The following is an 18,258-nucleotide window of genomic DNA, read 5'->3' as shown; positions in this document are numbered from 1 at the left end:
TCACCTGCCTCTTTCATCCGGACTCTAACCGTTGGTACTGGGATCTCACCAGTTCAGCCGACATGCGAACCAACGCACACACGGGTCGCGGACTCATCGGCTCGGTCGCAGACGCCTCGCCTGCGCCACGGCACCCCTTTGGCACCGCCCGATTTACCGCCAGTGGGGAATTCCACCCCGCCCTGAAACAGCACTTGCAAGTGTAGCACCAGTAGGCTTTCGCGCAAGTATGCCAAGGGTAATTTATGGTAGGGAAACGCCCCACAAATACGCCCGGGATAGAGCGGCGCAACAACAATGCTGCAGCACGCTAACAACTGATCGCAGGCAAGTACGAAAGATCAAGAAGGGCAGTCAACACAGAATTCCCCGAAGTGCAAAGGGCGCGATTCCACAATCTAACCCGAATTCCACCACAAATTGCTGAGTCAATGGATGTAGACTCAAGCCAGACAGAGAAATTAGGTTTTCTGCCATCTCCCTGTCCTCCGTTTTTTGAAGACCTCCGACAGTGGCTCCAATCTTTAGCCGGAGTACCACAGCTCGGGGGTCAATTCATGTAGCAGGAGATATCATGACAAGAACCGCTGTCCTAATCGATGGAAATTTCTTCCTGAAACGAGCGCGCAGGCTATGGGGAGACACTTCACCCGAAAAGCGCGCATCGGAATGTCATGCCTATGCCCTGCGGCACATATCCGCTAAACGAAAGATGACGCTAGAATACGGCGACCGCTCCCTATACAGAATCTTCTTCTACAACTGTCCACCACTAGAAAACGGCACTTTTAAGCAGCCCTGGGACGAACACAATACCGTGTTCAGCCGGAAGCATCCCTCCAATGTATGGATGTCCGATTTCCACGCAGCCCTCGGGGAGAAGAGGAAAGTTGCGATGCGCATGGGCGAACTACGCTCAGCGAACGCGCATTACAACTTGAAACAAGAATCGCTCAAGAAGCTACTCAAGGGTGAGTTGACAACAACCGACCTCGGGCAGGAAGATTTCACCCTCGTTGGGTTAAAGCAATCCGGTGTTGACATGAGAATCGGACTCGATGTCGCCTCGCTCGCCCATGGGAGAACTGTTGATCAAATCGTTCTCATAGCTGGTGACACAGACTTCATCCCAGTCGCAAAAACGGCCAGAAGGGCAGGACTCGATTTCCTAATCGATCCGATGGGCCACCATCTGCCTAGCGAGCTCATTCTTCAATCTGATGGCATCGAAGATATATCGAATGAGTTCGATCCTGCCAAAGTCAGATAGCAAGTAAGGGGCCGTCCCGCGGGACGGCCCCTTTCATAAACCTCGAGCAAGCCGTCTACCCAAGAACTTGCAAGACGCGAGTCGAGACGAGCCCGCCACTCAATTGAGCAGACAGTCGATTAAAGTCGAACAAATGAGAGATTTCGAAAAGTTGAACAATAATTCAGCACAAAAAGGACCCCTTGTCCGCGGCTCCAAAGGAGCAGGACAAGGGGTCCCAATCTAACCGAGGACGTTCCGGAGAGAAACCCCGTCACGCCCCCGGATTCCCGGTGGGAGTTCTAGACCTTGTCGGCCTTAGTACATACCGCCGCCCTGCTGACCAGCGGTAGCAGCAGCGATAGCGTCCTCAAGCTGAGTGTTCTTGGGCACATCGGAGACGGTAGCCTCGGTGATGAGGATCAGGCTGGCGACAGAAGCAGCGTTCTGAAGGGTGACGCGGCTGACCTTGACGGGGTCGAGGACGCCCATCTCGATCATGTCGCCCCACTCGCCGTTGGCAGAGTTGAGACCCTGGCCGGCGGGCAGCTCGGCAACCTTGTCGACCACGACAGCGCCCTCAAAGCCAGCGTTCTTGGCGATGGTAGCGACCGGAGCGGTCAGAGCCTTCTTGACGATGTCGACGCCGATCTTCTCCTCGGGGTCGTCGATCTCGACAGCGTCGAGCGCAGGAGCAGCGTCCATGAAGGCGACGCCACCGCCGGCGACGATGCCCTCCTCGACAGCAGCGCGGGTAGCCTGCAGGGCGTCCTCGACGCGGTGCTTGATCTCCTTGAGCTCGGACTCGGTAGCAGCGCCGACCTTGATGACGGCAACGCCACCGGAGAGCTTGGCCAGGCGCTCCTGGAGCTTCTCGCGGTCGAAGTCAGAGGTGGTGTTCTCCATCTCACCCTTGATCTGAGCGATACGAGCGTCAATGGCCTCCTTGGAGCCAGCGCCGCCGACGACGACGGTGTTGTCCTTGGAGATGGTGACGGACTTAGCGGTACCGAGCATATCGGCGGTGATGTCAGCGACCTTCACGCCCAGCTCGTCGAGAGCAGCCTGACCACCGGTGAGAACAGCGATGTCCTCGAGGATGCGCTTGCGGCGATCGCCGTAGCCCGGAGCCTTGACGGCGCAGACGTTGAGAGCGCCACGGATCTTGTTGAGGACGAGGGTGGGCAGGGCCTCGCCGTCGATGTCCTCAGCGATGATGAGCAGGCCACGGCCGGCGCGCTGGACAGCCTCGAGAACGGGCATGATGTCCTGGACGCTGGAGATCTTCTGGTCGGTGATGAGGATGTACGGATCCTTCATCACGGCCTCCATGCGGTCGTTATCCGTGACGAAGTAAGCGGAGACGTAGCCCTTGTCGAACTGCATGCCCTCGACAGTGTCGATGGTGATGTCGAACGTCTGGGAATCCTCGACGGTGATGACGCCGTCCTTGCCCACGACCTCCATAGCCTCGGCGATCTTCTCGCCGACCTCGGGGTCACCGGCAGAGATGGTACCGACGGAAGCAATCTGCTCCTTGGTCTCGACCGGCTTGGCCTGCTTCTTCATCTCGGCGACGGCGGCGTTGACGGCCTTGTCGATGCCGCGACGGATGGCCAGCGGGTTGGCGCCAGCGGCGACGTTGCGCAGGCCGTCGTTGACGATGGCCTGGGCGAGCAGGGTTGCGGTGGTGGTGCCGTCACCCACGGTGTCGTTGGTCTTGGTGGCAACCTCCTTCACCAGCTGGGCGCCCATGTTCTCGATGTTGTCCTCGAGCTCAATCTCCTTAGCGACGGAAACGCCGTCGTTGGTGATGGTCGGGGCACCGAACGTGCGCTGCAGCGCAACGTAACGGCCCTTGGGGCCCATGGTGACGGTAACGGCGTCGGCCAGAGTGTTGACGCCCTTGGCGAGCTTAGCGCGGGCATCGGTGTTGAACGTAATGTTCTTTGCCATAGTGAGTAATCCTCCAAAAGAAATGTGACTCGCGTCGCCGCTTCCGAGTCCTATGCGGCGGGCGCGTTCAAAGACGAATCAGAGATTCTGACGAGACTAGGCCTCGACGACAGCGTAGATGTCATCGGCGCGCATGAGCAGATACTTCTCGCCGTCGACCTTGACCTCGTTGCCACCGAACTTACCGTAGATGACAACGTCGCCGACCTTGACGTCCATGGGGATGCGCTCACCCTTGTCGTTGACCTTGCCGGCGCCCACGGCAACGATGGTGCCGCGCTGCGGCTTCTCCTGAGCGTTGCTGGCGATATACAGACCAGAAGCGGTCTTCTGCTCGGCCTCGTCGGGCTTGACCAGAACACGATCTGCAAGCGGCTTCAAAGACGACATGCTTGTCTCCTCCTTTTTGGGCCGCGCGGTTATACCACGCGAATTAACCCTTTTTGTTTGCGTACGCGTTGAATGGTACCCACGAATGGCGGGTTATACAACACAGAGTCAAAAAATCTTATTTTTTGGCACTTAGATTTTCTGAATGCCGGGGGATAACTTAGCAGTGGCTCCCGTGTGGCTCCGGAGGGGCGGGGCATAAGGTTTTCTGCTCGGGCAGTCCTGCTCGCACGAAGGCCACATTAAGTGGCCTTCGGCTCGTGCGGAACTCGCGATAAACCTTATGCCCCGCCCCTCCGGAGCCACACGGGAGGCAGGTTAACTAATTCGGGCCCGGCATTCAGAAAAGTCAGTGCAGCAAAATGGCGATGCGGATGGTGCGAACAAGAAAGGGGCACGTTGCTGAAACGTGCCCCTTATGGGTGGGATATGGGGTTAGCGCTCGTAGATGAGGTTACCTGCAAGGTAGGTGGCCTGAACCTTGGTAGCTTGCAGCTCCTGGGGGTCGATGGTGAGCGGGTTTTGGTCTAGGACTACCAGGTCGGCGTATTTACCGGGTTCTAGGCTGCCGAGGTTTTGCTCGTCGCCTGCCGCATAGGCACTTCCCAAGGTGTAGTTGCGCAGGGCCGTTGCCGCGTCGATACGCTCGCTCGGTAACCAGCCGCCCTCGGGCCAGTGGCTGCGGGGGTCTTGGCGCGTGATAGCCGTGTAGAGCACGTTCATGCTAGTAACGGCTGTGATGGGGCTATCGGTGCCGAAGGCTTGGCGGATGCCGCGCTGCTTATAGGTCGCAAACGGCCACATGATGTGGCTGCGCTCCAAGCCCAAATCACGCTCGGGGCCGCCTGGATCGAGCGTGATATGGCAGGGCTGGCTCGAGGCGATCACATTGAGCTTGCGCAGACGATCGATGTCCTCGGGCAGTAGATTCTCGAGATGTTCAAGCGTGTTATGGCCGTGGTGAGGCAAGCCGTAGAGCTCTGCCGCCTCCTCAAAGATATCGAGTGCGGCATGGATGGCGCCGTCGCCGATAACGTGGATGCGCACGGTGTGGCCGCGCTCGGCTGCCGCCAGAACCAACTTGCGCATGCGCTCGGCGGGAACCGTCAGGCGGCCCTGGTCGCCCGGGAAGCGCGGATTAGCATAAGGCTCGGTGAGATATGCCGTGTGTTCGCTCGACACGCCATCGAAGAACTGCTTAAAGCCCGGAGCCGAGAGCAACGCGTTGTTTGCGTAACGGGTCTGAAGTTCTTCCAAGCGCGATTGGTCATCCAGCAGCGTGGGGAACAGGTGAGCGCGGATGCCCAGCTTGCCGGCCACCTGCAGTTTGTCGTAAACGTCATCGCGGATAAAGTCGCAGCCCGGCATGGGCATGAGCGACATATCGCAGATCGAGGTGATGCCCTGCTCGGCCATGCGCTTCATTTGATCGGCGTAGGCGCTCGCGATGCGATCCTCGCCCAGCCACTCAAGACAACGCGGCAGCAGCTGCATGGCCGCAGCCTCGTGGGCAATACCCGTGAGCTCGCCATTTGCATCCTTGTCGTAGCTACCACCCGCCGGCGGCTCGCTGTCGCACGTCACGCCAAGCGCCTCGAGCGCGCGGCTATTGAGCCACAGCGTATGCCCGTCACCCGAGTACATCACACAGGGGCGATCGGGAAAAGCAACATCGAGCGATGCCTTGGTGGGATGCTCGGGCGGGTCCCAGCGGTAATCACGCCAGCCCTGCGTCACGACCCAAGCGTCATTGGGCAGGTCTTGAGAAAACTCGAGCGCATGCTGGACCAGCGCTGCCTCGGACGTGCCCATATCCATGAGCATATACGGCGAGGAGCCAACCGAGGTATGAAAGAAGTGCAAGTGCGCGTCATGGAAACCGGGGCAGACAAACTGCTCACCGTAGTCGATAACCGGCGTGGCGGCGGGAGCGGCGGCAATCACGTCATCGGGCTTGCCGACTGCGACGATACGGTCGCCTGCGATGGCAATCGCCAGCTCGCGGGCGGTATCGATGCCGTCTTGCGCGGTAAAGACGTTCTTGGAGCGGATAATCCGATCGATATGTAGCATGGGCGCCCCCATCTCTGGCAGGAAATTCAATATCCTCGAGTGTACTCCCCCACCCCTGATACAAAACGCCAAGCGGCAAACGGCGACTTTCCCCACCCCAACGGCCCCTACCTGCCACCTGGGGACGGGGTAGAAATGGTAGATTTCAAGCTTGACAATCGCATTTGAAGCTGCATGCGCAAGCAATCTGGACCTGTCAAGGTTACGGAGGCATCCATTTCTTCCATTTCTACCCCGTCCCCAGGTGGCAGGTGGCATACTGGAGAAAGCCTGTACGATTTTGCGATCAACCCAGCAAGGAGCAAATCGACCATGACGAAGACCAAGGCACAGCAAATTATGGCGGCGACCGAGGCGCGAGCGGCAGACGACGTCACCGCAGCCATTCAGGATATCGCCGCCGAGTTTGAGCCCTACATCATCAAGCAGCGCCGGCACTTTCATAAGCACCCCGAGCTGAGCCTTGCCGAGGAGCGCACGACCTCCGACATCGCCAACCAGCTCGACGCCATGAATATCCCCTACGAGCGTCCGCTCAAGACCGGCTTGGTGGCAACGCTTCGCGGTACCGCGCCGGATGCCTACCGCGAGGACGGCACGCCGCGCCGCCGTGTCCTGCTGCGTGCGGATATCGACGCCCTACCGGTCACCGAGCAGACCGGCGAGGAGTTCGCCAGCGTCAATGAGGGCTGCATGCACGCCTGCGGTCACGATTGCCACATCGCCATGATGCTCGGCACGCTGCAGATCCTGCGCCATATGACCGACGACATCCACGGCGAGGTCCGTATCGTCTTCCAGCCCAGTGAGGAAAACGGCCAGGGCGCCAAGCTCATGATCGGCACCGGCGTGCTCGATGGCGTCGATGGCGCCTACGCCGCGCACATCTGGAGCGAGGTCGATGCCGGCACCGTAAGCTGCGAGCCCGGCCCGCGCATGGCCAATACCGACTGGTTCCGCATCGACGTTCGCGGCACCTCATGCCACGGCGCCATGCCCCAGCGCGGCCACGACGCCGTTATGGTGGCCGCCGAGATCGTCAATGCCCTGCAGACCATCGTTTCGCGCGAGATCAGCCCCTACGAGCCGGCTGTCATCACCGTCGGCGAGCTGCACGGCGGCACCGCGCGCAACGTTATCGCCGGCACGGCCTACCTCGCCGGCACGGTGCGCACCTATGGCAATTCGACCCACGAGGAAATGCCGGAGCTTATGCGCCGCATCGTGGAGCATACCGCGGCCGCCTTGGGCGCCGAGGCCGAACTTACCGACTACACCATCGCCAACTACAAGGTCGAAAACGATGCCGCCTCGAGCGAGCGCTGCCGTCAGGCCGTGGTCAAGTGCCTGGGTGCAGCTGGCGAAGGCCATTATCGCGGCACACTTTCGGGCGAGGACTTCTCGGAGTATCTGCGCCGCGTGCCGGGCGTGCTCGCCTTTATCGGCACGCGCAACCCCCAGATTGGCGCCACGTACGCCCAACATTCTTGCTTCTACAAGATTGACGAGTCGGTACTGGCCAAGGGTTCCATGGTAGCCGCCCAGTATGCCATCGACTTTTTGGCCGAGCCCACGCAAGAGGAACTCGACGGCCCCACGATCGCCGCGGTTGCCGAGACCAACCCCGACTTGGCCGCCAAGCTGCGCTCTGCCAAGGCCACAGCCGCCGAGGCCCGCGACGCCATGCACGACGCCCGCGCCGCGCGCCACGCAGCAATCAAAGGTATCCATGATGCACGCGCTGCCGCTCGTCACGAGGAAAGCCATGACGAATAGTCGGCTCGCGGCCAGCGCACAGTCATAGCCACATCGCAATGACAAAGCGGGGGCGGACGTTTCGAAGACGTCCGCCCCCGCTCATTTGTCAAGCGCTATTTCTACCATTTCTACCCCGTCCCCAAATGGCAGACGGCATGGCTACTCGTCCTGAGGGTCCTCATCGGAACTTGACTCGGGCGCCGGCTCAGGCTCGGGCTCGGGCACAGGCTCGGGCTCGGGCACAGGCACCGGCTCAGGTGCAGGTGCCGGCTCAGGCGCAGGTGTCGGCTCAGGCTCGGGTGCCGGTGCGGGAGCAGGCGTGACATCCGGAGCGCTGTAACCCGAAGGAGCGGACTTCTTCTCGAAGGGCAATACAAAAGTCAGGACGTCGTCCTTGTCCTCGTCGGCCCACTCACTTGCATAACGTGCAACCCAATAGCCAACGGCACGGTACTTGAGCATCTTGCCAAAAACCGTGAGGAATACCGTGACAAACGCCGTCAGCACCAAGAACAATACGAGCGTAATGCCACCGCCGGTAACAAGCGCCTCAATAGCCGTAGGACGGTAGTAGTAGCTATACATACCGACAGAGGCAATGGTGCCAAAGACGAGCGCCAGGATCCATGTGACAACGTTGGCGACCAGACCCGTCAAAAACTCGGGAAGGAACGATGCGCAGAACAGCTTGGTCTTATTGTTCTTAAAGGCCGCCCAGACCTTATCGAGCGAAAACGCGCTCTCGACGCGACCGGTCACCGCAAAGTGCATCACGGCGATGTCGGCGAACATAGTAAAGAAGACACCCAGGACCGCCGTGGCAATCATAGCCAGAACAAACAGGCCCAGCGAGCCAAACAGCGCGGCCTCAAGCGCATAAGTGCCGTAATACGAATACGAGCCCGCGGCACCAATTACCACGCTCTCCACCAGCGAAAGCGCTACACCAATAACGGGAATAGCCGCGATAACCTTGAGCACGCTCGAAATAACGCCCGAAAAGACGCCAAGGCCAAACGACGTGGAGCGCATCAGCGGACGATCCATGCCGATATCGACCTTAAGCGACAGGTCGCGACCCCACTCGATGCCAAAGCCCGAACCGCACGCGCTCGCCACGTAAGCGGCCAAAAAGCCGATGGCAGCTGCAATACCGCCGATAACGGGAATAAACAGCACGAGCACCGACACGACGCAGATAAGCGCCGGCAAAAAGGCGATCTGGCACACGCGCTGCAGTACGCCCGGCGTCTTGGTCATATCCTCGAACGCCTGAGCCGTGCAGCCCTTGGGCACGTTCATGACAGGCTGAGGCTCAAACTGCTGAGACTGCCCCTGAGGATTGGAGGTTGCAGCACCGGCATTAGGAGCACCGCACACGCCACAGAACTTGTCGTTATCGCCCATGGGAGCGCCACACTGCGAACAGAACATCGAAATCATCCCTTCGTATCTAGAGCGAATCACCTGGATCGCAAACGATGTCTTTGGCAACATTATCGCCCAATGTGGGGACAAATACTCCAACATGACGGATTTGCAACGCACGGGGCGTTATTCGATTGTTCGATATGCGTACCCGCATTAGTTCGTTCCGCGGAAACCTTTGCCAACAATCTCGGAGCTGTCGACGATGGTGATAAATGCGCCCGGATCAATCTCGCGCGCATAGCGACGCAGCTGCACGGCCTCGCGACGGCTCAGCACGCTCATGATTACCGTCACGCACTTGCCCGAGAAGGCGCCATAGCCGCGGCTGATGGTCGCCGTACGGTTGAGATGCTTGACGATAAACTCCTCGACCTTAAGGGGTTCTGAGCAAATGACCGTACAGACCTTGCGCAGGTGAATGCTCTCAATGGCCTTGTCGACCACAAGCGTCTTGGCAAACAGACCGAGCACGCAATACAGGCCGACGCGTGGTCCGTACAAGAAGGCCGCAATAGTCACGATGCCGATATCGACCAGCAGCAGCGCGCGACCGATTTCGAGCGTGGTGCGCCGCTTGAGGATCATCGCCAAGATGTCCGTGCCGCCCGTCGAGGCACCGATGTCAAAGACGATGGCGCTGCCGAGCGCCGGCAAAATCACGGCAAAGCACAGGTCGAGCCACATATCGCCCGTCATCGAGACATCGGTCGGAATAAAGAGTTCAAACAGCGAAACATAGGCGGAAAGCGCAAACGAGGCGAAGACACTCCACAGAATTGCCTTGCGCTCCAAAAAGATAAAGCCCAAAACGACCAGGACCGCGTTGATAATCCACATGAAGACGCCGACAGGCAGGGTCGGAAACAGCGTGGAAAGAATAACCGACACGCCCGAGGTGCCGCCAAAAGCAAAATGATTAGGGGTTTTAAATGCGACGATGGCGAATGCCGTGAGAATCAGGCCCAGATTGAGCTCGGCGAAAAAGCGCGGGAAGCCCGGCTCCTGGCTGCGCTTTTGGCCGGCGCGCTCGCCGCGCTCGATATCGGCGCGATCGACCACGCGCTCCATCGGCACCACGGGAGGACGATGTGCCTCCTCGGCGGCACGCGACGCCGCCTCTACCGCAGCGGCCTCAATAGTCCATGCCTTGCTCTCTGCTTCGTGTTCGTCGGCCATTACGGCAGCCCCTCGTTAACAATTTAGAAACAATGTGCCCATTAGGGTAACGCGGAACGCAGCGATTGCAACCCCTCATTTGACGAGCGGCATGCCTTCATCGGGGACATACAAATACGGCCGGCCGCGCTTTTGCGTGCGCGGCCGGCCGTTTGACGTTTTCGCAGATAAAACCTGCCAAAATAAACCTGTCCCTTTTTGGCACTTTTTGGCAGGTTACTCGTGCTGGCTGGTGCGGTGCTCGTATTCCTCGGGAGTGATGACATCCTCGATGCTCAGGTTGACGCCTGCCACCTCAAGGCCGGTCATCGCAGCAAGGCGCTCGGTCACGCGTGCCTTGACATCGTCGAAAATCGCGGGCGCATAGGCGCCGTACTCGATAATGACGGAGATGTTGACGACCACGCGATTATCGTCGGTGACCTCGACCGTCACGCCCTTGGTCAAGTTCTCGGCACCAAACTGCTCCTGCACAAAGTGCATGAGGTTGCCCTTCATGCCCAAGACGTGCGGCACCTCGCGGGTGGCCATGGCGACGATCTTCTCGATCACGCCGTTGGAATAGGTCAACGAGTCCTCAGACTCGTCCGTTTCCTCATCATCCTCATCCGCATCGTCGGCGGGCTCGGCCTCGACGAGTGCCTCATCCTCGAGCGTTACGTCCTCGACCTCGGCGGCGACGGTCTCGTCTGCCTCGAGCTCGGTATCGGCCACATCGACCTTCGTGTTAAAAGCCATGGTTCCTCCTTATGCCCACCGCACACGCGGCGGTCGAATACATGCTAGCGGCCGCTAAACAGACGGCCGAAGAAGTTGACGATCCCGTTCTCGCCGTCTCGAATTTGGCCAATCACGGCGCCGATCAGCACAAAGAAAGCGATGACCAGCGTGTCCCACAGGCCAAGCGTGAGCACCAGCACGGCGAGCACAAAGCCCGCGACGGCTCCAAGCGTGGTGTTGGGATGACGGACGGCATAGCTCCAGATAGCCGCCCCCGTACCCTTGATGAGACCCATGGCCTCATCAAAATCATCGGCAACCGCGTCATGCGACTCGGCGCCCTCTTCCTTGGAATCGACGGCCTCGCTAGCCGGCGCGGTGCTCTGATCGATTGCCAGGCGAGGTGTGCGGACGATCTTTTCTTGATTGGTATCACTCACCGGAAACCTCCACGGTCTGGACGGTAGTCTTGGACGGCAAAAAACGGACACGCGCGGTCGTGCCCGGCATACCGAGCATGGCGTCGCAGGCCTCCTCGATGCGCTGCTGCATCGCAGCGGCAAGGGAGACCACATCCTTGTCGTCGAGCGCAATGGCATCGACTTTAAACCGAACGCGCGATTCATCGGAACCCTGGACGCGCGCCTCGACATGCTCGACCATCACGCGGTCGTCGCGCTCCGCCGCGGCACGGGCGCACGAAGAGAGCGCCGCAAGGGTGACCTCGATGCTGCGCTCGCCCGCCGGATGCACGCAAGGCGGCTCGCGGCGCGCAAACATAAGTCGGCCGACGCCCACTAACACACCGAGCGCCACAATGGCGCCGCATACCGTAACAACAATGCGGGGCGCGGGGTCGCGCATGAGCAGCATAAATCGATACGTATAGGGACCCCAGTACAGACAGACAAACGTACCCAGCGCCACGATGGCTGCGGCAAGATACACAAGTGCTAGAGCTCGTTTGAGCACGCGCATGCGGCGCTCCCTTCTTTTGGCGACAGGCTGCAAAACGATTCGCATCATTATAAAAGAGCCGGGTCCGGTGCCATACGCACGCGGATCCGGCTCATCTATTCCACGAGACTTGCATGCTCGCTTCATTATGCCCAGATATACACGGCTTAACCCGTGCGGGCGCTACTCCTCCTCGAGGGCAGCGATGACCTCGTCGGTCATGTCCATGGTGCTGTAGACATCCTGGACGTCGTCGAGCTCCTCAAGACGGTCGATGAGGCGCTGAACCTTCTTGGCATCGGCACCGGAGACCTCGGTCGGGGTGGTCGGGACCATGGTGGTCTCGGAGCCCTTGACCTGGACGCCCTGCTCCTCGAGCGCCTTGGAAACAGCCATGACCTCGTTGGCAGTGGTCCAGACGATCCACTCCTCGCCGGCGTCCTCGTAGTCCTCGCCACCGGCCTCGGCGATTGCCATCATGAACTCGTCCTCGTCACCGGCAGCACCGTTGGCGATCATGGTCTCCTTCTTGGCGTTCTCGTCCAGGATCTCCTTGGCGACGACGATCTGACCCTTGCGCTCAAACTGGAAGGCAACGGAGCCGGAAGTGCCCAGGTTGCCACCAGCGTGAGAGAAGGCGGAACGGACGTCGGCAGCGGTACGGTTGCGGTTGTCGGTCAGGCAGTCAACATAGACGGCGACACCGGCAGGACCGTAGCCCTCGTACACGATGTTCTCGTAGACTGCGGCATCGGCACCCGAACCAAAGGCTTTATCGATAGCGGACTTGATCTTGTCCTTAGGCATGGACTGAGCCTTGGCCTTGGCGACGGCAGCGGCGAGGCTGGCGTTATTCTCGGGCAGCGGGTCGCCGCCGAGACGGGCAGCAACGGTGATGTTGCGGCTCAGCTTGGAGAAGAGGGCGGAACGCTTGGCGTCCTGCGCGCCCTTACGATGCTTGGTTGTGGCCCACTTAGAGTGTCCGGACATACGTGTCTCCTATCGGTTTCGACCTAAAGCCCAGCGCGAATGCTCGGGCAATATAAACAAACGTCGTTATGATATACCTACCAGCCTGCAAGATAAACCCCAAAATGAAGGCGTCGTGATGATGCAAACCCTTGGTACATTGGGGACAGGTTAATCTGCACCAAGTTGGTGCAAAATAACTTGTCCCCAATGCACCAATCTTGTCTCCGATGCACCGACATGCCCTGCAGCCGCTAGGTCCATAGAAGATCGCTGCGGGCGATAGTGGCACCGACGGCAAACGGCATGCAGGCAATGACCGGGTACAGGTAGCGCATGTAGGTCGAGCCGTTGCAGGGACCGATCAGGCACATGGCGAGCACGCCCAGCAGCGGCACCCAAATGGCCAGCCCGCGCCACGAATGACGACGTAACAGATAGACCACCACGGCGATCATGATCCATACATAGGTGGCCGAGCTCATGGTGAGCGAGATAAACGGGACGCGTTGTACTGCCACGCGATACAGGTTGCTCAGGTGGTCGCACCAGCGCACGACCTTGCTATCGACCGGATGGAAGTCGAAGTACTTGAGATTATTGGGACGTGCCATAATCTCGGCACTGCGCGCCGTGCTGTAGACCCACGCATCGCGGGCACTCGGATAAAAGTAGCCGTAGTAGTTATTGATGAGCGCCGAGATATAGCACTCGGGATCCTTTTTTAACATCTGGGCCCACACCTCAAAATAGGCCTTGATGTCCTCCTGCGAGGCGTACTCGTTAAAGCAATTTTTGACGGCGTCCGACTTATTCGGGTTGTAACGGCGGCCCAGATTGTCGTACTTGAGTACCCGGTCGATCACGGCACGCTCTTCATCGGTCACCAAGCCGTCGCAAGGAGCCTCCACGATGGTGCCGTCCTCCTTAACCGTGGGGTTGACGCCCGAGTTGAGGCCATCGTGCTTTTGGACGAAACGAGCCGTCTGCTGGAACGGAATCGAGAGGATTTCGCGCTTGGAACCAGGCGTGATGTCGTGCGCCGGCATAAAGACCTTAGTGAAGTACATATTAGAGGCAAGGCAGAGTGCAAGCACCGCAAGAACTCCCACCCAGCGGAAACGCGGGATGGCGCCCGAAGGCGCAGCACCAGTCTGCTTGGCTGCACGATGGACCACATGCGCGTCCCATGCGCAAAACGCCGCCGCGATTACGCATGCCGCCAGGGGAAACACCAGGCCGCCGTTGCGCAGAAACGTGGAACCCATGGCGCCCAGAGCGAGCAGCAGCCAGTCATGGCGTGCAAAGAGCACGGGCCTGGGATCGCCCGCACGCTCGGCATTGGCATAGCGATGGGGCAGGCCGCAGGCCACGAGCTTCACGGTCTGAACCAACAGCACCAAAAACGCGTCGGCAAACAGCACATCTTTGGTAAGCAGGGCCGCGTAGTTGGAGAACATGGGCATAAACACAAAGAACAGCAAGATCACGCCGCGGACTGGCAGACTCACGCCCAGCTTGCGCAGCGACGAGATGGAATAGGCCATGCAGGTGGCCGTAATGACGAACTGAGTACAGGTGTAGATGGCAAGACCTGCATTGGCGCTGTTGAACAGTGAAAGCCCCAGCTGGACGCACGAACCGATGATAGCCGTGTGCACCACGGGGTGATGTCCGTTGAGCAACACATTGGGATTGAGCAGACGCAGGTAGTCACTCGTGCCGTTGGGGTAGTTGAACCACTGGCGAATCTGCGCACCCGTATCTCCCATAAAAAGGCCGGGCAGCGAAGCGATGAGCGTGGGCGCCCAGGCGATCATAAGCACCAGGAAGGGCCCGGCAAAGGGATGAACCGAGAGCGCGGCGTGAGCCACGCGCCATACGCGGCCAAAGTGCGCTTCGGAAAACGGAATGCGCCGAGAGCTCAGCCAATCTAGACACTCAAAGGCAAGGTAGAAGGCAACGACCGCCAAGAGCATCCAGCCCACACCGCCTATCCAGGCGCAGATGATGCGGGCCTTGTCGCCGAGCACGATCTCGGCCGAATCGGTGAGGTCGTAGCTGCGGCCAAACACCATGCAGACGGCAAAGAACAGCGACGGAAGGACCACCGAGGGACGCCAGGCGTCGCCGCGGCCAAAGAATACGTAGCGAAACGGCAGCGTGAGCAGGCAGGCAAGTGCAAGCAGCATGACCGCGTCGGTATGGCCGGCAAACGAGAGGAGCACCTCGTAGCACACGTACAGCGCACCCGTCGCCTTGGGGTCAATCGCCAAGACTGCGTTGCTTGACACCGGGGCGGGATCGATGGAAAACGCCGTGGTCGCCAACAGCGCGAGCAAAAATGCGATGAGCGTCTGTTTGGCGGGGTAGCGCTTAAACCAGACGATGCGGGCAGCGTCGCGCGCAGCCGTTGTGGAGAGGTCGGAATCCTTCACAGTCCGAAAGCCTTTCTAGAAGCCTGCCAAAAAGGGACAGGTTTATTTTGGCAGGTTTTATCTGGGAAAACGTTACGGTTTTGTCATCGTTGTCCAGCGAACCACCACAAAGGCGCCTGTCCCCTTTTGGTGGTTTTGGTGGTTAGGCGTCCAGGTAGATGCGCTGGGGGCGATTGCGGTGTCGGGCGAAGATGATGAGCACCAGACCGGCGATCACGAGCGGCAAACTCAGCAACTGGCCCATGGTGATGACACCGCCCAGCAGATAGCCCAGCTGGGCATCGGGCACGCGCACGAACTCAACGAGAAAGCGGACGATGCCGTACCCCATCACGAACACGCCCATAAACGTGCCCTGGGGCAGCAGCGGCTTTTTGCGGCTGAGCACCTGCAGAATGCAAAAGAGCACGATGCCCTCAAGAAATGCCTCGTAGAGCTGGGAGGGATGACGCGGCATATCGCCCGCGGTGCCGCCAAGGACAACACCCCAGGGCAAATCGGTCGGCTTGCCCCACAGCTCGCCGTTGACAAAGTTGGCACAACGGCCCAGGCACAGGGCCAGCGGGGCGCCGATCACGGCAAGGTCGGCGACGGTCCATGCATCAAGCTTGTACATGCGGCACACGATGATGCCGCCGATAATGCCGCCCACCAAGCCGCCATGGAAGCTCATGCCGCCCTCGTTGGTGGCAAAGATCTCGAGCGGGTGGGCCCAATAGTAGCCATCGCCGTAAAAGACGACGTAGAACAGGCGCGCACCGATAATGAGGCCAAAGACCACGCCGACCACGACGCTCGTCAGGTCATCAATCGTGATGTTAAAGCCCCAACGACGCTGCGTGCGGTACATAACGACCGCCGTGAGCAGGGCGCCGACCACATAGGCCAGGCCATACCAGTAAATCGTGATGGGCCCCGCCGAAATCGCGACGGGATCAAGCATATGGTAGAAGTCGTTGAGCATGTCGACCCTCCTACTCCCTACATACAAATGCGGCCGCGGGCCTTGCGCTCGCAGCCGCATATTTGGACGTAACGTCTATGCGGAGTATGTCGTCCGCAGCCTTCGCATCTTAGAACGGCGCGTACTCGTCGTACAGGTCGTCGGCCTCACCGGAGGCATTGACCTGCTCGACGCGGGTAACGCCGGGCACGTGCTCCTTCAGGATGCGCTCGATGCCCATAGACAGGGTCAGCGAGCTCATGGGGCAGCCGGCGCAGGAGCCCTGCAGTTCCAGCTTGACGACGCCCTCGTCGTCGACGCCCACATACTCCATATCGCCGCCGTCGGCCTGCAGGTTGGGGCGAATCTCTTCAAGAACCTTCTTAAGCAGCTCTTCGTTAACAGCCACAGGGGCTCCTTTCTCACAACAACGCGGGCACGCCCGCGGACAGAAAGCTATGTTACTACAGCCATGTACCCGCTCGCGAGCCGTCCATGCGCGCAGACGCTACTTTCACGAGCAGTCAATTTGGGACGTGGCTTTTTTAGCTGCCTTTTGTTGCCAGCTAGCGTTGCCACGCGCTACCGCCGAGCCTGTCCCCCGGTACCAATCTGGACATCGACGATAACCTGGCGGTAGCTGATGCCGCAGGAGTCGAGAATGCGGCGGCTGATACGGCCGTCGTCGGTGTCGGCATACTTGTTGTCCAGGTAGACAACCTCGCCTACACCTACCTGCGCCAGGATCTTGGCACAGTCGTGGCACGGGAACAGCGTGACGTAGACTGTGGAACCCTCAAGATCTTTGAGCGAGCCGCGGTAGTTGAGCACGGCGTTTGCCTCGGCATGCACCACGTAGTTGTGCTTGTCCTGCAACGGGTCATCGCTCGTTCCCCACGGGAAAAAGTCGTCGTTGAGCGCCGAGGGCGTACCGTTGTAGCCCACCGAAAGGATGCGGTGGTTGGTGCTGGCGATGCACGCGCCCACCTGCGTGTTGGGGTCCTTGCTGCGGCGCTGAGCGGCGATGGCCACGCTCATAAAGAACTCATCCCAGCTAATAACGTCGCGGCGCTTGCCCGACGCGGCTTGATGAAGATCGTCCGACATGGCAGACACCTCCGAAATCGCAATAGTTTGACCCATTGTAGCAGGTGAAAGGTGGGGGCGTTTGTCCCACCGGCACCCTCACTTTACACGCGGCGGGGCTTTTGGTTGATGTGGTAGAGCTCGGCGAGACCCCGCAGCGTCAACGCGTCATCGACCGTCAGGCTATGACCGACCAGGGCCGCAAGTGCCTCGGCATCGTTGCCGGTAATGACAATGGGCACATCGCCCTCCCCCGCGGCCTTGGTCGCACGCATCTCGGCAAGCACCATGTCGAGCATGCCGTCGATGCGGGCTACCTCGCCCAAAACCACACCCGAGCGCATGGCCTCGCGCGTGTTGCGTCCGATGACGTGCGTTGGCGCCGAGGGCTCAACCTGGGGTAGGCGCGCTGCTGCCGCCGAAAGCGAACGGGCGCCGAGGGCCAGGCCTGGCGCGATAACGCCGCCCACAAAGGTACCGTGCGCGTCGATGACCTCGATATTGGTCGTCGTGCCCAGGTCAATCACGATGCACGGCGAGCCGTAGACGGCGCGGGCCGCCACGGCATCGGCGATGCGGTCGGGACCGATCTCGGCCGGGTCATCGTAGTGCACAGGCATGCCGGTCTTGAGACCCGGCCCCACGGTGAGCACGCGCCCCGTGCAGGTGCGGGAAAGCGCCGTCTTCCAAGGGCGCTCGAGCGCCGGGACTACACAGCTCAGCACGGCCGCGGCGGGTGCAAGCACCCCGGGCACACCTGCATCGGCGGCGAGCGCGCCCATGACCTGTACAAGTCGCATGCGTGCCTCGTCGGCCGTAATGCTCGACGGCGTCGTGATCTCGCATGTCGCAAGCGGACATTCCTGCGCCGCGGCCGAATCCTCTGCAAACAGGCCAAAGCGAATGAACGTGTTGCCCACGTCGACCGTCAATATATATGCGCACCCATTAAGCATCGTCGGCGCTCCTTTCGTCTGCCCAGCAGTATATCCCGATGATTATTCTGGGACGGGGATATAAAAATCATTGCGTACCTGATGATTTTTAAATCCCCGTCCCAGAATAATCATCCTTCGGCTTCGCTTGGGATAGCTAAAAAAGCCCAGTCCCAA

Annotated in this window: 16 protein-coding genes and 1 riboswitch; of the genes, 2 read left to right on the top strand and 14 right to left on the bottom strand. The window is 59.9% G+C overall.

What is annotated here, in order from left to right; all coding sequences use genetic code 11:
- Nucleotide 1: 1 nt before the first annotated feature.
- Nucleotides 2-194, bottom strand: a riboswitch (FMN riboswitch).
- A 380-nt stretch (nt 195-574) separates the two neighbouring features.
- Nucleotides 575-1,270, top strand: coding sequence for an NYN domain-containing protein (locus tag PMW67_RS01490; RefSeq protein ID WP_271738598.1), 696 nt, complete (start codon nt 575-577; stop codon nt 1,268-1,270).
- 297 nt (nt 1,271-1,567) lie between these two features.
- Here the strand turns inward: PMW67_RS01490 and groL are convergent, their stop codons facing one another.
- The 3 genes from groL to PMW67_RS01475 form a co-directional block, all read right to left on the bottom strand.
- Entirely contained in the window at nt 1,568-3,205 is a 1,638-nt protein-coding gene (groL, locus tag PMW67_RS01485) for a chaperonin GroEL (RefSeq protein WP_006234938.1), read from the bottom strand.
- Between the two features lie 96 nt (nt 3,206-3,301).
- Entirely contained in the window at nt 3,302-3,595 is a 294-nt protein-coding gene (gene groES, locus PMW67_RS01480) for a co-chaperone GroES (RefSeq protein WP_022094351.1), read from the bottom strand.
- 435 nt (nt 3,596-4,030) lie between these two features.
- Entirely contained in the window at nt 4,031-5,668 is a 1,638-nt protein-coding gene (locus tag PMW67_RS01475) for an amidohydrolase (RefSeq protein ID WP_271738597.1), read from the bottom strand.
- A 312-nt stretch (nt 5,669-5,980) separates the two neighbouring features.
- Here PMW67_RS01475 and PMW67_RS01470 point away from each other — a divergent pair, with 312 nt between their 5' ends.
- Nucleotides 5,981-7,444, top strand: coding sequence for a M20 family metallopeptidase (locus PMW67_RS01470; RefSeq protein WP_271738596.1), 1,464 nt, complete (start codon nt 5,981-5,983; stop codon nt 7,442-7,444).
- 141 nt (nt 7,445-7,585) lie between these two features.
- On the opposite strand, the gene PMW67_RS01465 is transcribed toward PMW67_RS01470, so the two are convergent.
- The 11 genes from PMW67_RS01465 to PMW67_RS01415 form a co-directional block, all read right to left on the bottom strand.
- Nucleotides 7,586-8,860 (bottom strand): DUF4013 domain-containing protein, encoded by a 1,275-nt coding sequence (locus PMW67_RS01465; protein WP_271738595.1) that lies wholly within the window; start codon nt 8,858-8,860, stop codon nt 7,586-7,588.
- A 150-nt stretch (nt 8,861-9,010) separates the two neighbouring features.
- Nucleotides 9,011-10,033, bottom strand: a complete 1,023-nt coding sequence (locus PMW67_RS01460; RefSeq protein ID WP_271738594.1) for a YitT family protein — start codon at nt 10,031-10,033, stop codon at nt 9,011-9,013.
- A 216-nt stretch (nt 10,034-10,249) separates the two neighbouring features.
- Nucleotides 10,250-10,771, bottom strand: a complete 522-nt coding sequence (locus tag PMW67_RS01455; RefSeq protein WP_271738593.1) for an Asp23/Gls24 family envelope stress response protein — start codon at nt 10,769-10,771, stop codon at nt 10,250-10,252.
- A gap of 44 nt (nt 10,772-10,815) precedes the next feature.
- Entirely contained in the window at nt 10,816-11,193 is a 378-nt protein-coding gene (locus PMW67_RS01450; protein WP_271738592.1) for a DUF2273 domain-containing protein, read from the bottom strand.
- Entirely contained in the window at nt 11,186-11,731 is a 546-nt protein-coding gene (locus PMW67_RS01445; protein ID WP_271738591.1) for an Asp23/Gls24 family envelope stress response protein, read from the bottom strand. The genes PMW67_RS01450 and PMW67_RS01445 overlap by 8 nt, the downstream gene beginning before the upstream one ends.
- A 162-nt stretch (nt 11,732-11,893) precedes the next feature.
- Entirely contained in the window at nt 11,894-12,700 is an 807-nt protein-coding gene (locus PMW67_RS01440) for a YebC/PmpR family DNA-binding transcriptional regulator (RefSeq protein WP_006234926.1), read from the bottom strand.
- Nucleotides 12,701-12,933: 233 nt separating this feature from the next.
- Nucleotides 12,934-15,117, bottom strand: coding sequence for a DUF6020 family protein (locus tag PMW67_RS01435; RefSeq protein ID WP_271738590.1), 2,184 nt, complete (start codon nt 15,115-15,117; stop codon nt 12,934-12,936).
- A gap of 142 nt (nt 15,118-15,259) precedes the next feature.
- On the bottom strand, nt 15,260-16,081 hold the full coding sequence (gene lgt, locus PMW67_RS01430) for a prolipoprotein diacylglyceryl transferase (protein WP_271738589.1): 822 nt from the start codon (nt 16,079-16,081) through the stop codon (nt 15,260-15,262).
- 109 nt (nt 16,082-16,190) lie between these two features.
- Nucleotides 16,191-16,469 (bottom strand): NifU family protein, encoded by a 279-nt coding sequence (locus PMW67_RS01425; protein WP_118377469.1) that lies wholly within the window; start codon nt 16,467-16,469, stop codon nt 16,191-16,193.
- A 173-nt stretch (nt 16,470-16,642) separates the two neighbouring features.
- The gene (locus PMW67_RS01420) at nt 16,643-17,167 is read right to left on the bottom strand and encodes a deoxycytidylate deaminase (RefSeq protein WP_271738588.1); all 525 of its coding nucleotides are present in this window, start codon (nt 17,165-17,167) and stop codon (nt 16,643-16,645) included.
- Between the two features lie 83 nt (nt 17,168-17,250).
- On the bottom strand, nt 17,251-18,102 hold the full coding sequence (locus PMW67_RS01415; protein WP_271738587.1) for a type III pantothenate kinase: 852 nt from the start codon (nt 18,100-18,102) through the stop codon (nt 17,251-17,253).
- Nucleotides 18,103-18,258: the final 156 nt, after the last annotated feature.

This window comes from Collinsella aerofaciens (genome assembly GCF_028209395.1).
GTDB lineage: Bacteria > Actinomycetota > Coriobacteriia > Coriobacteriales > Coriobacteriaceae > Collinsella > Collinsella aerofaciens_AZ.
The sequence above is the reverse complement of the archived record's forward strand: the minus strand, read 5'-3'. Positions and strand labels throughout refer to the sequence as shown.

Bases quoted from the DNA above. Each gene is read 5' to 3' on its own strand.
- PMW67_RS01490 (WP_271738598.1), top strand. From the start codon at position 575: ATGACAAGAACCGCTGTCCTAATCGATGGAAATTTCTTCCTGAAACGA.
- groL (WP_006234938.1), bottom strand. From the start codon at position 3,205: ATGGCAAAGAACATTACGTTCAACACCGATGCCCGCGCTAAGCTCGCC.
- groES (WP_022094351.1), bottom strand. From the start codon at position 3,595: ATGTCGTCTTTGAAGCCGCTTGCAGATCGTGTTCTGGTCAAGCCCGAC.
- PMW67_RS01475 (WP_271738597.1), bottom strand. From the start codon at position 5,668: ATGCTACATATCGATCGGATTATCCGCTCCAAGAACGTCTTTACCGCG.
- PMW67_RS01470 (WP_271738596.1), top strand. From the start codon at position 5,981: ATGACGAAGACCAAGGCACAGCAAATTATGGCGGCGACCGAGGCGCGA.
- PMW67_RS01465 (WP_271738595.1), bottom strand. From the start codon at position 8,860: ATGTTCTGTTCGCAGTGTGGCGCTCCCATGGGCGATAACGACAAGTTC.
- PMW67_RS01460 (WP_271738594.1), bottom strand. From the start codon at position 10,033: ATGGCCGACGAACACGAAGCAGAGAGCAAGGCATGGACTATTGAGGCC.
- PMW67_RS01455 (WP_271738593.1), bottom strand. From the start codon at position 10,771: ATGGCTTTTAACACGAAGGTCGATGTGGCCGATACCGAGCTCGAGGCA.
- PMW67_RS01445 (WP_271738591.1), bottom strand. From the start codon at position 11,731: ATGCGCGTGCTCAAACGAGCTCTAGCACTTGTGTATCTTGCCGCAGCC.
- PMW67_RS01440 (WP_006234926.1), bottom strand. From the start codon at position 12,700: ATGTCCGGACACTCTAAGTGGGCCACAACCAAGCATCGTAAGGGCGCG.
- lgt (WP_271738589.1), bottom strand. From the start codon at position 16,081: ATGCTCAACGACTTCTACCATATGCTTGATCCCGTCGCGATTTCGGCG.
- PMW67_RS01420 (WP_271738588.1), bottom strand. From the start codon at position 17,167: ATGTCGGACGATCTTCATCAAGCCGCGTCGGGCAAGCGCCGCGACGTT.
- PMW67_RS01415 (WP_271738587.1), bottom strand. From the start codon at position 18,102: ATGCTTAATGGGTGCGCATATATATTGACGGTCGACGTGGGCAACACG.